A 15967-nucleotide genomic window follows, 5' to 3' on the forward strand; every position below is an offset into this window, starting at 1 on the left:
TTCGCGTCATTGGGATCAGCGTCCGCGGAAGCGACGCGTCGCGTCCTGCACCTCGCCGACCAGCTCCTCCAGGATGTCCTCCAGGAACAGCACGGCAGTCGTGTTGCCCTGCGCGTCGCGCACCTTTGCGAGGTGGCGACCCGCACGGCGCATGACCGCGAGGGCGTCCTCCAGATCAGTGTCCTCCTGAACCGGCACCATGTGGTGGATGCGCTTGGCCGGGACCGGCTGGATCATCTTCGTCTCCGCGTCCGGCCCTTCGGACGCCCGCAGGATGTCCTTCAGGTGGACGTACCCGATCGGCACGGCCTCGTCGTCCACGATCACGTAGCGGGAGAACCCGTAGCGGGCGACGGCCTTCTCGATGTCGTCCGGCGTGGTCGACTGCGGCAGAGTCACCAGATCACCGAGAGGCACGGCGACGTCCCGCGCCTTCTTGTCGGTGAACTCGACGGCGGCAGCCACGGTCCCTGCGGTATCCATCAGCACGCCCTCGCGTCGCGACTGGCTCACGATGGTCGCGACCTCGTCGAGCGTGAACGTGGAGGCGGCCTCGTTCTTCGGCTCCACCCGGAACAGGCGCAGCACACCGTTGGCGGCAGCGTTGAGCAGCCAGATCACCGGCATGAACACCTTCGACACCCACACGAGCGGCGGAGCCAGGATCAGCACCGCCCGGTCCGGCACCGAGAACGCGAGGTTCTTGGGCACCATCTCACCGAACACGACGTGCAGGAACGAGACGATCAGCAGCGCGATCGCGAACGACACGGCGTCCACAGCCCCGTCCGGCCAGCCGAGCGCATGCAACGGCACGGCGAGCAGGTGGTGGATCGCGGGTTCGGAGACGTTCAGGATCAGCAGCGAGCAGATCGTGATGCCGAGCTGCGAGGTCGCGAGCATCAGAGTCGCGTGCTCCATCGCGTACAGTGCCGTCTTCGCCGCGCGCGACCCCTGCTCCGCACGGGGCTCGATCTGCGACCGTCGGGCCGAGATGACCGCGAACTCCCCTCCGACGAAGAAGGCGTTCGCGACCAGGAGCACGACGAGCCAGGCGAGTCCTCCCCAATCGTTCATCGGGTGGCCTCCTCTCCCCCGTCGAGCGGACTCGGCACGTAGCGGACGCGGTCGACGCGCCGACCGTCCATCCGGACGACCTGGAGGATGCCGCTGTCCAGCGGCACCTCGTCACCGACCGAGGGCACGCGCTCGAGCACGCTCATCACGTAGCCGCCGACGGTGTCGTACACATCGCCCTCCGGCACCTCGACGCCCGCGCGACGGCGCAGCTCGTCGGGCCGCAGCTCTCCGGGGAAGGTCACGCCCTCCCGGTTGCGGATGACTCCCGCCCTCGTGCGGTCGTGCTCGTCGGCCACCTCGCCGACCAGCTCCTCGACGAGGTCCTCAAGCGTGACGAGCCCGGCCGTCCCGCCGTACTCGTCGACCACGACCGCGAGCTGGTACCCGCGGGCACGGAGCTCGGAGATCAGGGCGTCGACGTGCACGGTCTCGGGCACACGCAGCGGCTCGGTCGCCAGAGCACCGACGGGAACCTCGGTCCGACGGTCGCGAGGCACGGAGATGGCCGCCTTGAGGTGCACGACGCCCGTGATGTCGTCGAGGTCGTCGTCGTAGACGGGGAAGCGGCTGTGTCCGGTGCGGCGCGCGAGCTGGATGACGTCGTCGACCGAGTCGCCCGCGGCGATCGCGTGCATGCTCGGCCGCGCCGTCATCACATCGGCGGCGGTCAGCCGGGAGAACATCAGGGTGCGGTCGAGCAGCGTCGCGGTGTCGGCCTCGAGCAGACCCGCACTGGCGGAGCGTCGGACGAGCGAGGACAGCTCCTCCGCGCTGCGGGCGCCGGAGAGCTCCTCCTTCGGCTCGATCCCCATGCTGCGCAGCACGCCGTTGGCGCTGCCGTTGAGCACGACCACAGCCGGTTTGAACACGGTCGTGAAGGCGACCTGGAAGGGGATGACGAGCTTCGCCGTCGCCAGTGGCAGGGCGAGCGCGAAGTTCTTCGGGACGAGTTCACCGAGGATCATCGAGAGCACGGTGGCGACGAGCATGGCCACGATCGTCGCGATGGGGGCGACCGCCGCCTCCGGGATGCTCCAGGCGAGGAGCGTCGGACGAAGCAGGTTCGACAGCGCCGGCTCCATCGTGTAACCGGTGAGCAGCGTCGTCAGCGTGATGCCGAGCTGGGCGGCCGAGAGATGCGTCGACGTGTGCTTGAGGGCGCCGATCGTGAGCGAGAGCCGGGATTCACCTCGAGCCTGTCGCGCCTCGAGCTCGGCGCGGTCGAGGTTGACCAGCGCGAACTCGCTGGCGACGAAGAGGCCGGTGCCGACCGTGAGAAGGAGCCCCACGCCCAACATGATGTAGTCCATCAGCGGTTCCTCTCCTGCGAGAGAGGCGGACAGTGGGGCGATGTTCTGCAACTGGGAGGGTCGTCCATTATGCGGACGATTGTACAGAAGACGACTGTGCCCGCGCTCGCGCTCACCAGCTGACGGGCAGGGCCTTCCCCTCTTCGTACCCGGCCGCCGACTGGAGTCCGACCAGCGCGCGATCGTGGAACTCCGGCACGGACGATGCGCCCGCGTACGTGAACGACGAGCGCACGCCCGAGGTGATCATGTCCAGCAGGTCTTCCACACCGGGTCGCAGCGGGTCGAGGTAGATCTTGGAAGAGGAGATGCCCTCGGCGAAGAGCTCCTTGCGAGCCCGCTCGTAGGCGTCGAGTCGGCCGAAGCGCGCCTGCACCGCCTTGGTCGACGCCATGCCCCAGGATTCTTTGAACAGGCGCCCGTCGCTGTCGCGCTGCAGCTCCCCCGGCGCTTCGATCGTGCCGGCGAACCACGAGCCGACCATGACGGATGCTGCTCCGGCCGCGAGTGCGAGCGCCACGTCGCGCGGGTAGCGCACGCCGCCGTCCGCCCAGACATGCGCGCCGAGCTCCTTGGCGGCCTGAGCGGTCTCGAGCACGGCGGAGAACTGCGGGCGGCCGACCGCGGTCATCATGCGCGTCGTACACATCGCCCCCGGCCCCACCCCCACCTTGAGGATCGTGGCGCCCGCATCGACGAGGTCGCCGACGCCGTCGGCGGTGACGATGTTGCCGGCGACGATCGGCAGCCCGAGGTCGAGCTCGGCGACAGCACGCAGCGCCCGCAGCATGCCCTCCTGATGACCGTGCGCGGTATCCACGACCAGCACGTCGACTCCGGCTGCGGCGAGCGCCTTGGCCTTCGCCGCGACGTCGCCGTTGATGCCGACGGCCGCGGCCACAGCCAGTCTCCCGTGCCCATCGACGGCAGGGCGGTAGAGGGTCGAACGGAGTGCGCTCCGCGCGCTCAGAGTACCCACGAGATGTCCGTGGTGGACCACCGTCACCATCTCGACGTCGGCGTCCGTGATGACGTCGAAGGCGTGCCGCTCCGAGCCGATGTCATCGGCGTCGATCGACGGCGTCCCGCGATGCACGAGATCCCCGAGCTGCGCATCCGGCAGCGCGGTGGCGAGCCTGGTCGCCGGGAGCACCCCGAGGATCCGGCCGACCTCGATCGGCGCGGCGCCCTGCGCGACGACGATGCCGTGACCCACGGCGGCCGGAAGCAGGCGGAGCGCGTCCGCGACGGAAGCCTCCGGCGGGAGCACGATCGGCGTGTCCCAGAGCACCGGCTGGTCCTTCACATCGCGGATCGCGGAATCGAGATCCTGCAGCGGCAGGTCTTGAGGAAGCACGCCGAGCGCGCCTCGGCGTGCGAGCACCGCCGCGATGCGCGGTCCGGTCACCGAGTTCATGTTCGCGGCGACGATCGGAAGGGTCGCCGGGGTGCCGTCCAGCGGCGCCAGATCGACCTGCAGACGGCTGGTGACCCCGGATCGCCGCGGCACCAGGAAGACGTCCGAGTAGGTCAGGTCGACGGTCGGCTGCTCTCCAGAGAACTCCATGTCTCCACGGTACCCAGATCGCAGCCCCGTGGGCGCGTGGCTTCCGACGATTCCCCGAGCGAAACACGTTAGGCTTGTTGGTCGAGAGTGTGCGGGCCCGAACGCATCCTGCGACGACGTCCGCACCAGAGAGCTTCAGCGATGAAAGAGGGCGATCGAGAGTGTCGAACCAGGTGACCGGCGTCAACGGCGACGGGGGGTTCGGAGCCAATTCCTGGCTCGTCGAAGAGCTCTACGAGCAGTTCAAGGTGAACCGCGACTCCGTCGACAAGGAGTGGTGGCCGATCCTCGAGAAGTACCACTCGGAGACGGCCTCGTCCTCGCCCGCTGCTGCGGACACATCCGCACATCCGGTGACGGCCCCGATCCCGGTGATCGGCTCGCAGCCGGTCGCCCGCACGACCGCGAAGCCGGCGGCCGCCGCGCCGATCCCGGCTCAGGCACCGAAGCCCGCGCCCAAGCCCGAGTCGAAGGAAGCCGCCGAGCCGGTCGAGGAAGACAAGGTCACGCCTCTCCGCGGCCTGCCGAAGACCCTCGCCGCGAACATGGACGAGTCGCTGACCGTCCCGACCGCGACCAGCGTGCGCACCGTGCCCGCGAAGCTGATGATCGACAACCGCATCGTCATCAACAACCACATGGCGCGCACCCGCGGCGGCAAGATCAGCTTCACCCACCTCATCGGGTGGGCGCTCATCCGCACGCTCGACGAGTTCCGCAGCCAGAACGTGTTCTACGCCGAGATCGACGGCAAGCCCTCGGTCGTCGCGCCCGCGCACGTCAACCTCGGCATCGCGATCGACCTGCCCAAGCCCGACGGCACGCGAGCCCTCATGGTTCCGAGCATCAAGCGCGCCGACACCCTGTCCTTCACCGAGTACCTCAGCGCGTACGAAGACCTGGTCACCCGTGCTCGCGGCAACAAGCTCACCGCTGCCGACTTCCAGGGCACCACCGTCTCGCTCACCAACCCGGGCGGCATCGGCACCGTGCACTCCGTGCCGCGACTCATGAAGGGCCAGGGGTGCATCATCGGCGCCGGCGCGCTCGAGTACCCCGCAGAGTTCCAGGGCGCGAGCGACAAGACGCTCAACGAGCTGGCGATCGGCAAGACGATCACGCTCACCAGCACCTACGACCACCGCGTCATCCAGGGCGCGGGCTCGGGCGAGTTCCTCAAGAAGGTGCACGAGCTGCTCATCGGCCAGCGCGGCTTCTACGACGACATCTTCGCGGCGCTCCGCATCCCGTACGCCCCCATCCGGTGGAACCCCGACATCGCGGTCGACCTCGCGGAGCGCGTCGACAAGCAATCCCGCGTGCAGGAGCTCATCAACTCCTTCCGCGTGCGCGGCCACCTGATGGCCGACATCGACCCGCTCGAATACCAGCAGCGCTCGCACCCCGACCTCGAGATCGAGAGCCACGGCCTCACGTTCTGGGACCTCGACCGCGAGTTTGTCACCGGCGGCTTCGGCGGTCGGCGCATCGCCAAGCTCCGCGACATCCTCGGGGTGCTCCGCGACTCGTACTGCCGCACGCTGGGCATCGAGTACATGCACATCCAGGACCCGGAGCAGCGCCGCTGGTTCCAGGAGAAGGTAGAGGTCAAGTACCAGAAGCCCGGCCACGACGAGCAGTTGCGGGTCCTCCGCAAGCTCAACGAGGCTGAGGCGTTCGAAACCTTCCTGCAGACCAAGTTCGTCGGCCAGAAGCGCTTCTCGCTCGAGGGCGGCGAATCGTTGATCCCGCTGCTCGACGAGATCCTCCAGGGCGCCGCGACCGCAGGCCTCGAGGGTGCCGCGATCGGCATGGCCCACCGCGGCCGCCTCAACGTGCTCACGAACATCGCAGGGAAGACCTACGGCCAGGTGTTCCGCGAGTTCGAGGGCACCCAGACCCCCGGAAACCAGCGCGGCTCCGGCGATGTGAAGTACCACCTCGGCACTGAGGGAACCTTCGTCGCCGACGACAAGTCCGAGCTGCCCGTCTACCTCGCCGCCAACCCCTCGCACCTCGAGACGGTCGACGGCGTGCTGGAAGGCATCGTCCGCGCCAAGCAGGACCGCAAGCCGATCGGAACGTTCGCCTGGCTGCCGATCCTCGTCCACGGCGACGCCGCCTTCGCGGGCCAGGGCGTCGTGGTCGAGACGCTGCAGATGTCGCAGCTGCGCGGCTATCGCACCGGCGGCACCATCCACGTCGTGGTGAACAACCAGGTCGGCTTCACGACGACTCCGAACGACGGACGCACCTCGGTGTACTCCACCGACGTGGCGAAGACCATCCAGGCACCGGTGTTCCACGTGAACGGCGACGACCCCGAGGCCGTCATCCACGTCGCGCAGCTCGCGTTCGAGTACCGCGAGCGCTTCCACCGCGACGTCGTGATCGACCTCGTGTGCTACCGCCGACGCGGTCACAACGAGGGCGACGACCCCTCGATGACGCAGCCGCTGATGACCGACCTGATCCAGGCGAAGCGGTCGGTACGCCGCCTGTACACCGAGTCGCTCGTCGGCCGCGGCGACATCACGGAGCAGGAGTACGACGAGGCCAAGGCCGACTTCCAGAACCGTCTCGAGATCGCGTTCGCCGAGACCCACGCGGCCGAGACCGGGGCGACACCGATCACGCCGGAGCTGCCTCCGGTGGACGACCAGGTCGGCGCTCCCGAGGTAACCGGCGTGCCGGGCGAGGTCATCCAGCTCATCGGCGACGCGTTCGTCAACAAGCCCGAGGGCTTCACGGTGCACCCGAAGATCCAGCAGCTGCTGGACAAGCGTCTCGACATGAGCCGCAACGGCGGCATCGACTGGGGCTTCGGTGAGCTGCTCGCATTCGGCTCGCTCCTGGTCGAGGGCACCCCGGTGCGCCTCGCAGGGCAAGACGCCCGCCGCGGCACCTTCGTGCAGCGTCACGCGACACTTCACGATCGCGCGAACGGCCAGGAGTGGCTGCCGCTGTCGAATCTGTCCGACGCACAGGGCCGCTTCTTCGTCTACGACTCGCTGCTCAGCGAGTACGCCGCACTCGGGTTCGAGTACGGCTACTCGGTCGAGGCTCCCGAAGCTCTCGTGCTCTGGGAGGCGCAGTTCGGCGACTTCGTCAACGGCGCCCAGTCCGTCATCGACGAGTACATCTCGGCGGCTGAGCAGAAGTGGGGTCAGCAGTCCAGCGTGACGCTGCTCCTTCCCCACGGCTACGAGGGCCAGGGACCCGACCACTCGTCGGCGCGCATCGAGCGTTTCCTGCAGCTGTGCGCACAGGAGAACATGATCGTCTCCCGTCCGTCGACCCCGGCGTCGTACTTCCACCTGCTGCGCCGCCAGGCCTACGCTCGCCCGCGCAAGCCGCTCATCGTGTTCACCCCGAAGGCGATGCTGCGTCTGCGCGGAGCGACGAGCCCGGTCGAGGCCTTCACGCAGGGTCGGTTCGAGCCGGTGATCGACGACGACCGCAGTCTCGACCGTTCGGCCGTCAAGCGCGTGCTCGTGCACTCGGGCAAGGTGCACTGGGACCTGCGCTCCGAACTCGAGAAGAACCCCAACCCCGAGGTCGCGCTGGTCCGGCTCGAGCAGCTCTACCCGACGCCGATCGAAGAGCTCAAGGCGATCACCGACTCCTACCCGAACGCCGAGCTGGTGTGGGTCCAGGAGGAGCCGGAGAACCAGGGTGCCTGGCCGTTCCTCGCGCTTGCCTTCGCCGACGTTCCGGGCGACCGCTCCTTCCGGCCCGTCGCACGCTCGGCTTCCGCGTCGCCGGCGACCGGATCGTCGAAGGTGCACGCCGCCGAGCAGGCCGCTCTGATCCGCTCGGCCGTCACACTCGGCTAATCGATCGACGAAGAAGGGCGCCTCGACCTCGGTCGGGGCGCCCTTCTCTTTCCGGCTTCAGTACCAGATGTCCAGTGAGGGCGCCGGGAAGGCGATCAGCGCCCGGTCGAGAGCCTCGACGGCCGCCGCGTCACCCGTGATCCGCCCGGCGCCGTGCAGCGTCGCCGCGCGGACTCCCCCGGCGTACAGCGACGACAGCGCCGAGACATCGAGCACGATGTCGGCCTCGCTGCCCTCGGCTGCGACATCGACCGTCGCGACGCCGGATCCGTCGACCCTCAGCCGCCAGTCGCCGTTCGCGAATCCGAGGGAGTCCTCGACGCGCAGCACCGTGTCCAGCGACGCCGAATAACGTCGTGCCGTCAGTGCGGCCGGCAGATCGAGGATGCGCAGCCATCCGTGGTCATGCACCTCCTGCTTCACGCCGCGGGAGTCGGCGACGAGCCACGGCAGCGGGTCGTCCAGTGGGCGGAGGTCGGCCTCGACCTCCGCGACGAGGTCGTGCTGCAAGGCGAAACGCCACAGCGCGGTGCGGGCGTCGGCGGTCTCGGCGACGAGAAGTCGGACGTCCATCCGGAACCGCAGCGGGCCGCCCGCCTCGGACACCATGTAGGCCAGGACACCTCGGAGCACACCGTCCTCGTCGAGATAGCGGACGCCACGGGCCTTATCGCGGTCGGCAGTCGGTGCGACACCGGCATAACCTTCCCAGCGGCCGCGCCAACCGGGGATCTGTCCGGCTGCCCGTCGCCGCGCGCGTTCGTGGACCGCCCCGAGGTCGGCAGCCAGCGTCTCGCGGTCGATGTACTCCAGGCGACCCGGCGGAGTCGCGCCGCCCCATCCCGCACGTCGCGTGTCGACGGTCAGGCGCGCGACGGGGACGGCAGAACCGAAGCCATAGCGCCCGTAGATCGTCGCCTCCGTCACCGTGAGTCCGGCGACGGCGACCCCGGCGGATGCTGCGGCTCGGAGCTCGCCCTCCAGAAGGGCTCTGGCGATGCCGCGGCGCCGATGCGTCGCGGCGACCGTGACGACACTGATCGCCCACATGTCGATCTCGCCGCCGCCGGGAAGCGTGAGCGGGGTCACCCAGGCGTTGGTGGTCGCGACCGGCAACGCAGCTTCCGGTGCCGTCTTCTCGAACACGCCGATGTTGCGCCGTGCGGCGAAGGTCTTCGTGATCTGGGCGAGCATGTCCGTGCTCGGTTCGGCGCCGAGGAACCCGCGGTCGACCGCGCGCTGGAAGCCCGCGGCGCTCGCGTCGTCGGTCAGATCGACGACGCGGTACTCGAGTCCGGCGTTCGCCAGCCGTTCAGCCGAGGTGGTGTCTGCGGGCACGTCCCGCGCATCGATGGAGCTCATCCATCCACACTACCGACGGCCTCGGGCGGAGGTCAGTGCTGGGCGGCCTGGACTTCCCGCAGCCGGGCGAACACCTGGTCGCGCAGCTGTTCGGGAGCCGTCTCCTTGCAGGCACGGGCGATGACCTCGGTGAGGGTCGTCGCCACGAGGGCCTCGTCACGGCAGGACGGGCAGTGCTCGAGATGCTCACGGATCTCGGTGTGCTCGGTCTTGCACACCTCGTTGCGGAGGTATTCCTCCAGATCCTGACGCGCTTTGTCGCAGCCGCAGTCGCTCATTCCTTGCTCCTCGTCTCAGCCGCGGCGATGCCCCGCTCGGCGGCGTAATCTGCCAGCAGCTCCCGCAGCATCCGTCTGCCACGATGCAGACGGCTCATGACGGTGCCGATGGGGGTCTTCATGATGTCGGCGATCTCCTGGTACGCGAAGCCCTCGACATCCGCGAGGTACACCGCGAGCCGGAAGTCCTCCGGCACGGCCTGCAGCGCGTCCTTGACCACCGAAGCCGGCATCCGGTCGATGGCCTCCGCCTCGGCGGAGCGGCTGTGCGAAGCCGTGGTGGACTCCGCACCACCCAGCTGCCAGTCCTCGAGCTCGTCGATCGTGCCCTGGAACGGCTCGCGCTGACGCTTGCGGTAGATGTTGATGTACGTGTTCGTGAGGATGCGGTACAGCCACGCCTTGAGGTTGGTCCCCTGCGAGAACGTCGACCAGGAGCCGTACGCTTTGACGAACGTCTCCTGCACGAGGTCGGCGGCGTCAGCGGGGTTGCGCGTCATGCGCATCGCGGCGGCGTAGAGCTGATCCATGAACGGGATCGCCTGCTCTTCGAACTCACGTCGAGGGTCGCCGACGATGTCTGCGGTTGCGGTGTCATCCATCACCGGCCAGTCTAGGCCGCTGAGGTCGATCACCTCGCGCTCCAAGGTCGCCGTCATTCTCTCTCCTTCGCTTCAGGGAGCCTGTCTTTCACGACGAACCTCCCTGCGTTCACTAAGGTGAGAACCGATGAGCGCCAACAGGTATTCCCCCGCCCGGGTGCAGGGCACCTATCCTGCGCCCACCACCGACGTGCCCGTGCACGCCGAGCTCACGATCCCCGGCTCGAAGTCGCTGACGAATCGAGAGCTGATGATCGCCGCGATCGCCGACGGCCCCGGCCGACTGATCGCCCCTCTCCACTCCGACGACTCCGCCCGGATGGTCGACGCGCTGCGTGCGCTGGGTGTGGGTATCGAGGAGGTGGATGCCGGTCACGAGTTCGGCCCCGACCTCGTGGTCACCCCGGCGAAGCTCCGCGGCGGTACGACGATCGACTGCGGCCAGGCGGGCACCGTGATGCGCTTCATCGCCCCGTTGGCGGGCCTCGCCGAGCACGATGTGCACCTCACAGCGCATGAGACCGCACTCCATCGCCCCATGGGCGGACTGATCAGCGCGCTGCGCGACCTCGGAGTCGACATCGACGACGAGGGCACCTGGGCGCTCCCCTTCACCATTCGCGGTCACGGGCGCATCCGCGGCGGTCGCGTCGAGATCGACGCGTCGGCCTCGAGCCAGTTCGTCTCCGGGCTCCTGCTCGCCGCGCCCCGATTCGACGTGGGACTCCACCTCGTCCACGTCGGCGAGCACCTGCCGAGCCTTCCGCACATCGACATGACCATCGAGGCTCTGAGCCGCCGCGGTATCCGCATCGAGCGTCCGGCCGTCGGCGAGTGGCTCGTCGAAGCCGGTGTGCCGCGGGCGAAGGAGATCGCGATCGAACCAGATCTCTCCAACGCGGCTCCGTTCCTCGCCGCAGCTCTCGTGGCCGGCGGTTCCGTCTCTGTCACCGGCTGGCCGGCGCACTCGACGCAGCCGGGCGCGCTGCTGCCGGACATCCTGCAGGCCACCGGAGCGCATGTCGGGCGTCACGGCGGCACCCTCACGGTGCGCGCCGGCTCCGGAATACGCGGTCTCGAACTCGATCTCTCGGCGGCGAGCGAGCTGACTCCGACTCTCGTCGGCCTCGCCGCGTTCGCCGAATCCCCGACGACCATCCGTGGCATCGGCCACATCCGCCTCCACGAGACCGACCGGATCGCGGCGCTCATCGGCAACCTCCGCGCACTCGGCGGGGAAGCCGAGGAGCTTCCGGACGGGCTTCGCATCACCCCCCGCCCGCTGCACGGCGGCAGCTGGGCCGCCCACCACGACCACCGGATGGCCACGACCGGTGCGCTGATCGGCCTGCGCGTGCCCGGTGTCGAGATCGACGACATCGGAACCACCGCGAAGACCCTCCCGGAGTTCACGATGCTCTGGGAGCGGATGCTGCGAGGTTGATGGTGAGCTGGCTCGACGACAGCGACGACCTCGATGACGACTTCGAGGACTTCGACGAGAGCAGCATCCGGACGCGACCGAACCCCAAGGCGAACCGCCCGCGCACCAAGCGCCGTCCGGCGCACGAGGATGCTCAGGTGGGCAGGGTTCTCGGTGTCGACCGCGGTCGGTATTCGGTGCTTCTCGGCGAGGACACGGCCGAGGAGCGCATGATCACGACCACCAGGGCGCGAGAGCTGCGACGCATGCCCATCGTCACGGGCGATCAGGCGCGCGTGGTCGGCGACACCTCGGGCGACGAGGGAACGCTCGCCCGCATCGTCGGCATCGTCGAGCGCACCTCGCTTCTGCGACGCAGTGCCGACGACACCGACCAGGTCGAGCGCGTCATCGTCGCCAACGCCGATCAGATGCTCGTCGTCGTCGCCGCGGCCGACCCCGAGCCGCGGGCCCGGCTGGTCGACCGATACCTCGTCGCAGCGCTGGATGCGGGCATTCGTCCTCTCCTGGTCGTCACGAAGACCGACATCGCCGATCCGACGGAGTTCCTCACCCACTTCGACGGCCTCGACCTGCGGGTGTTCACCAGTGCGCAGGACGAGATGCCCGTCGAGGAGATCGGCGAAGCGCTCGTCGGACACTCCACGGTCTTCGTCGGACACTCGGGCGTCGGCAAGTCCACGCTCGTCAACGCGCTCGTGCCCACGGCTCTGCGCGCCACCGGACACGTGAACCAGGTCACCGGGCGCGGCCGCCACACCTCCTCCTCGACCGTCTCGCTGCGCTACGAGGGACCGGCGGGCACGGGCTGGGTGATCGACACCCCCGGCGTCCGTTCGTTCGGTCTCGGTCACGTCGACCCCGCCAACATCCTGGCCGCGTTCACCGAACTCGCCGTGATCGCTCAGGACTGCCCTCGCGGGTGCACGCACCTCGCGGATGCCCCGGACTGCGCACTCATCGAAGCGGCGGAGCGGGGCGAGCTGGGCGAGACCGGCCGGGCGCGACTCGATTCCCTGCAGCGACTGCTCCAGACGTTCGCGGACAAGGCGGAGCAGGCCCCCGGCCGTTAGGCTGGGTGGGTGACTCAGCGCCTGGAACCCGGAACCGCAGCCCCTGACTTCTCCCTCCTCGACCAGGATGGGAAGACCGTTCGCCTCGCCGACCTGCGCGGCCAGAAGACGGTGCTGTACTTCTACCCGGCCGCGATGACTCCCGGTTGCACCACTGAGGCCTGCGACTTCCGCGACAGCATCTCGTCGCTCCAGGGCGCCGGCTACCGGGTCATCGGCATCTCGCGTGATGAGCCGGACACGCTCACGAAGTTCCGCGAACGCGACGGCCTCACCTTCCCGCTGCTGCGCGACCCCGACCACGCGACCCACACCGCCTACGGCGCGTGGGGCGAGAAGATGAACTACGGCAAGCTCGTCGAGGGTGTCATCCGCTCCACCTTCGTCCTCGACGAGGACGGAAAGATCACTCTCGCGCAGTACAACGTGAAGGCCACAGGTCACGTGGCACGGCTGCGCAAGCAGCTCGGCATCGACGCCTGACCCGTCGGCCCGGAGCGCAGCGGGCGCGCGGAGGTCACTCGGCCGCGCGCTGCTCGCCCTCGCGTCGTGCGCTCGAGATCAGCAGCACGAAGCCCACCAGCCCGGGGAGTCCGACCCCGACGGTGAAAGCCCACGACACCGGCTGCAGCGTGAGGGAGGCCAACGCGAGGGCGATCGCGAGCACCTGGAACACCACTCCTCCGGATCGCGCCCATGACTTGCCGACCCGGGTGCCGATGGAGAAGGCCACGAGGGCGGCTGCTCCGACGAGCGTGAGTGCGATCAGCGCCACGGCGGTCGGCAGCGAGGCCGCGTCGCCGGCACCGAGGCCCACGAGTTCGATCACTGCGAACACGATGAGCGCCGCCGCTTCGGCGGCGAGCACCGCCGCTGCCGCGAGTGCGATCCCCGGTGCGCGCACAGCATCTCCTAAGCATTGAAGCGGAGAAAACCCTTGATTTCGGGGTTTTCATGTAACAGAATAGAGAAAGTCATGTGCTCCCACAGCGGCGTGGGGCGAGCAATCACGCTCGCATCACAAATCGCGGGCATCCGTCCGCACATCACCAGGGTAGCCGAACCCGAACTGCTACCCGAATCCGAGAGGTCGCATCGCGACATCTCTTGAAATCCACACCGAGGAGCCCCCATGGACTGGCGCGATAAGGCCGCCTGCCTGACTGTAGACCCCGAGCTGTTCTTCCCCGTGGGGAACACCGGCCCGGCCGTCGATCAGATCGAGAAGGCGAAGACCGTCTGCGCCACCTGCACGGTCACGGAGATCTGCCTGCAGTACGCACTGGAGACCAGTCAGGACTCCGGCGTCTGGGGCGGACTCTCCGAAGACGAGCGCCGCGCTCTGAAGCGTCGCGCCGCACGCGCCCGCCGCGCCTCCTGAACCTGCACGAAAGCGGCCTGGGATCACGTTCTCAGGCCGCTTTCGTCTGCCTCGGCTTCGGCCGGATCAGCGGTCGAGCCAGCGCAGGGGGATGTCGATGACCACCTCGGTGCCCTCGCCATCGCTTCCATGCCATTCGATGGTGCCGCCCAGCTCCCCCTGGATGAGCGTGCGGATGATCTGAGTGCCGAGGCCCTGACCGATCCGCCCCTCGGGGAGACCGAGCCCGGTGTCGCGCACGGTCACGCGGAGGTTCTCCTCGGTCCGCGCGGCATCGATGGTCACGATGCCCTCCTGGCCCGCGAGGCCGTGCTCGACGGCGTTCGTGACGACCTCGGTGAGGGCGAGGGCGAGAGGTGTCGCATACTCGCTCGGGAGCACCCCGAACCGCCCGGTCGACTGCGTGCGAGCGCGCGTGTTCGGTGCCGAGGCGACCTCGGCGACCAGCTTGAGCACGCGATGGAAGACCTCGTCGAAGTCGACCTTCTGCGTCAGCCCCTGAGCCAGTGTGTCGTGCACGACGGCGATCGCATCGACGCGGCGCATGGCCTGCGTGAGGGCATCGCGGGCTTCGTCGGAGTGCGTCCGCCGCGCCTGGATCCGCAGAAGCGACGCCACCGTCTGGAGGTTGTTCTTCACGCGGTGGTGGATCTCGCGGATCGTCGCATCCTTGGTGATGAGCTCCTGCTCCTGATGGCGCAGCTCCGATACGTCGCGGCAGAGCACGATCGCGCCGATTCGCGTTCCGTGGTCCTTCAACGGGATCGCACGCAACGACACCGTCACGCCGCGCGCCTCGATGTCGGTGCGCCACGGAGCGCGACCGGTCACCACGACAGGCAGGGATTCGTCGACCTGTCTGGAGGGCGGCACGAGTCTGGTGGTGACCTCGGCGAGGGACTCCCCCTCGAGCTCGTCATCGAACCCCATGCGGTTGAAGGCCGACAGGGCGTTCGGGCTGGCGAACGTGCTGATCCCGTCGACGTCGATCCGGATGAGGCCGTCCGACGCGCGCGGAGCTCCACGGCGCGGTGAGGTCGGAGCGGTGAGGTCGGGGAAGCTCCCGTCCGCGATCATCCGGAAGAGGTCGTTCGCACACTCGTCGAACGTGATCTGCTGGCGAGACGGAGTGCGCAACTCGCCCAGGTTGGTGTGTCTGGTCACCACGCCGATCACCGTGGCTCCCGCATCGGCGCTGCGTCGTTCACTCACGATCGGCACGGCGCGCACCCGGGTGGGGGTCTCTTCGAACCAGTCCGGGGACGACGAGTCGACGATCTCGGCCGAATCGAAGGCGCCCTGGACCTGCGTGCGCCACTGCGGTCGCACCCGCTCACCGACGATGTCGCGGTAGAACAGCGTCGCCGCACCGCTCGGTCGCGCGTGAGCGACCGCGATGAAGGTACCGTCCTCCGTCTGGATCCAGATGACGATGTCCGCCGACGCGAGATCGGCGAGGAGCTGCCCGTCACCGGCGAGTCGGTGCAGCCACTCGACGTCGCTGTCGGTCAGGAGGCCCTGGGCATGGGCGAGGTCGCTGAGGGTTGACACCAGACCAGCCTACGGTGAGATCCCTCAGAGCACCGCCAAGGAGGTCGCGCGCCAACGCCGATCGATGCCGTCGAGACGGATCGCGACCGCACGCGTGCGGCCCGGCCCTGCCACCACGACGACGGCCTCGATAACCCCGTCGGTCGGCTCGGCGACTCGCAGCGATCTGATCGCGAATGTCGGTCGTGCAGGGGCGACACCCCGCGCACTGCGAGCCCTCGCCGAGAGGTTGGCCCTGGTGACCAGACTCCGATATGCGTCCTCGCTGAACCACCGCGCGAGCTGCTCGACCTCCCTGACCCCGGCGAGCGCCTCGAGGACGCCGGTGGTGAGGCTGCGCAGAAGCGGGGCGGGGTCGGGAAGCTCGCTGGTCGGTGTGGGCTGGGCGGCGAAGTACTCGTGAGGCATCATGTCGAACTCTCGGTCGGGGAGGTCTGAAGTTCGTCAGTACAGCACCGCGGCGCCCGGCGAGGGTGCCGTTTC

14 protein-coding genes are annotated in these 15967 nt (G+C 68.7%); 5 read left to right on the forward strand and 9 right to left on the reverse strand.

Translation table 11 applies throughout. The features are described from left to right. Positions 1-15 precede the first annotated feature (15 nt). The 3 genes from ACWGO6_RS02845 to guaB1 all read right to left on the reverse strand — a co-directional run bounded on the left by ACWGO6_RS02845 (position 16) and on the right by guaB1 (position 3957). On the reverse strand, positions 16-1077 hold the full coding sequence (locus ACWGO6_RS02845; protein WP_452325804.1) for a hemolysin family protein: 1062 nt from the start codon (positions 1075-1077) through the stop codon (positions 16-18). Next, complete coding sequence (locus ACWGO6_RS02850; protein WP_136043406.1) at positions 1074-2390, reverse strand: hemolysin family protein; 1317 nt, start codon at positions 2388-2390, stop codon at positions 1074-1076. Before ACWGO6_RS02850 ends, ACWGO6_RS02845 begins: the two co-directional genes overlap by 4 nt. A 112-nt stretch (positions 2391-2502) precedes the next feature. Continuing rightward, positions 2503-3957, reverse strand: coding sequence for a GMP reductase (guaB1, locus tag ACWGO6_RS02855; protein ID WP_136043407.1), 1455 nt, complete (start codon positions 3955-3957; stop codon positions 2503-2505). Positions 3958-4118: 161 nt separating this feature from the next. Here guaB1 and ACWGO6_RS02860 point away from each other — a divergent pair, with 161 nt between their 5' ends. After that, entirely contained in the window at positions 4119-7793 is a 3675-nt protein-coding gene (locus ACWGO6_RS02860; RefSeq protein WP_452325805.1) for a multifunctional oxoglutarate decarboxylase/oxoglutarate dehydrogenase thiamine pyrophosphate-binding subunit/dihydrolipoyllysine-residue succinyltransferase subunit, read from the forward strand. A 57-nt stretch (positions 7794-7850) separates the two neighbouring features. On the opposite strand, the gene ACWGO6_RS02865 is transcribed toward ACWGO6_RS02860, so the two are convergent. From ACWGO6_RS02865 to ACWGO6_RS02875, 3 genes are read right to left on the reverse strand one after another with little or no spacing between them, the layout of a single operon-like run. Beyond that, positions 7851-9155, reverse strand: a complete 1305-nt coding sequence (locus ACWGO6_RS02865) for a GNAT family N-acetyltransferase (protein ID WP_452325806.1) — start codon at positions 9153-9155, stop codon at positions 7851-7853. 32 nt (positions 9156-9187) lie between these two features. Continuing rightward, positions 9188-9433, reverse strand: coding sequence for a zf-HC2 domain-containing protein (locus ACWGO6_RS02870; RefSeq protein ID WP_136043410.1), 246 nt, complete (start codon positions 9431-9433; stop codon positions 9188-9190). Next, a complete protein-coding gene (locus tag ACWGO6_RS02875; RefSeq protein ID WP_136043411.1) occupies positions 9430-10092 on the reverse strand; it encodes a sigma-70 family RNA polymerase sigma factor in 663 nt (220 codons plus the stop codon). The genes ACWGO6_RS02870 and ACWGO6_RS02875 overlap by 4 nt, the downstream gene beginning before the upstream one ends. Positions 10093-10162: 70 nt before the next feature. Here ACWGO6_RS02875 and aroA point away from each other — a divergent pair, with 70 nt between their 5' ends. The 3 genes from aroA to bcp are packed head-to-tail and all read left to right on the forward strand — an operon-like array spanning position 10163 to position 13035. Further along, positions 10163-11479, forward strand: coding sequence for a 3-phosphoshikimate 1-carboxyvinyltransferase (gene aroA / locus ACWGO6_RS02880; RefSeq protein ID WP_452325807.1), 1317 nt, complete (start codon positions 10163-10165; stop codon positions 11477-11479). Between the two features lie 2 nt (positions 11480-11481). Then, a complete protein-coding gene (rsgA, locus tag ACWGO6_RS02885) occupies positions 11482-12552 on the forward strand; it encodes a ribosome small subunit-dependent GTPase A (RefSeq protein WP_136043413.1) in 1071 nt (356 codons plus the stop codon). Between the two features lie 9 nt (positions 12553-12561). Beyond that, positions 12562-13035 (forward strand): thioredoxin-dependent thiol peroxidase, encoded by a 474-nt coding sequence (gene bcp, locus ACWGO6_RS02890; RefSeq protein WP_452325808.1) that lies wholly within the window; start codon positions 12562-12564, stop codon positions 13033-13035. Between the two features lie 34 nt (positions 13036-13069). On the opposite strand, the gene ACWGO6_RS02895 is transcribed toward bcp, so the two are convergent. Beyond that, positions 13070-13456, reverse strand: coding sequence for a hypothetical protein (locus ACWGO6_RS02895; protein ID WP_136043415.1), 387 nt, complete (start codon positions 13454-13456; stop codon positions 13070-13072). Positions 13457-13684: 228 nt separating this feature from the next. Here ACWGO6_RS02895 and ACWGO6_RS02900 point away from each other — a divergent pair, with 228 nt between their 5' ends. Continuing rightward, positions 13685-13933, forward strand: coding sequence for a WhiB family transcriptional regulator (locus ACWGO6_RS02900; protein ID WP_017203224.1), 249 nt, complete (start codon positions 13685-13687; stop codon positions 13931-13933). Between the two features lie 66 nt (positions 13934-13999). Here ACWGO6_RS02900 and ACWGO6_RS02905 read toward each other — a convergent pair whose 3' ends face one another. Both ACWGO6_RS02905 and ACWGO6_RS02910 read right to left on the reverse strand, forming a co-directional pair. Continuing rightward, the gene (locus ACWGO6_RS02905; protein ID WP_136043416.1) at positions 14000-15484 is read right to left on the reverse strand and encodes a sensor histidine kinase; all 1485 of its coding nucleotides are present in this window, start codon (positions 15482-15484) and stop codon (positions 14000-14002) included. A 24-nt stretch (positions 15485-15508) separates the two neighbouring features. Further along, on the reverse strand, positions 15509-15895 hold the full coding sequence (locus ACWGO6_RS02910; protein WP_136043417.1) for an Rv3235 family protein: 387 nt from the start codon (positions 15893-15895) through the stop codon (positions 15509-15511). Positions 15896-15967: the final 72 nt, after the last annotated feature.

It is taken from the genome of Microbacterium sp. NPDC055665, assembly GCF_053618035.1.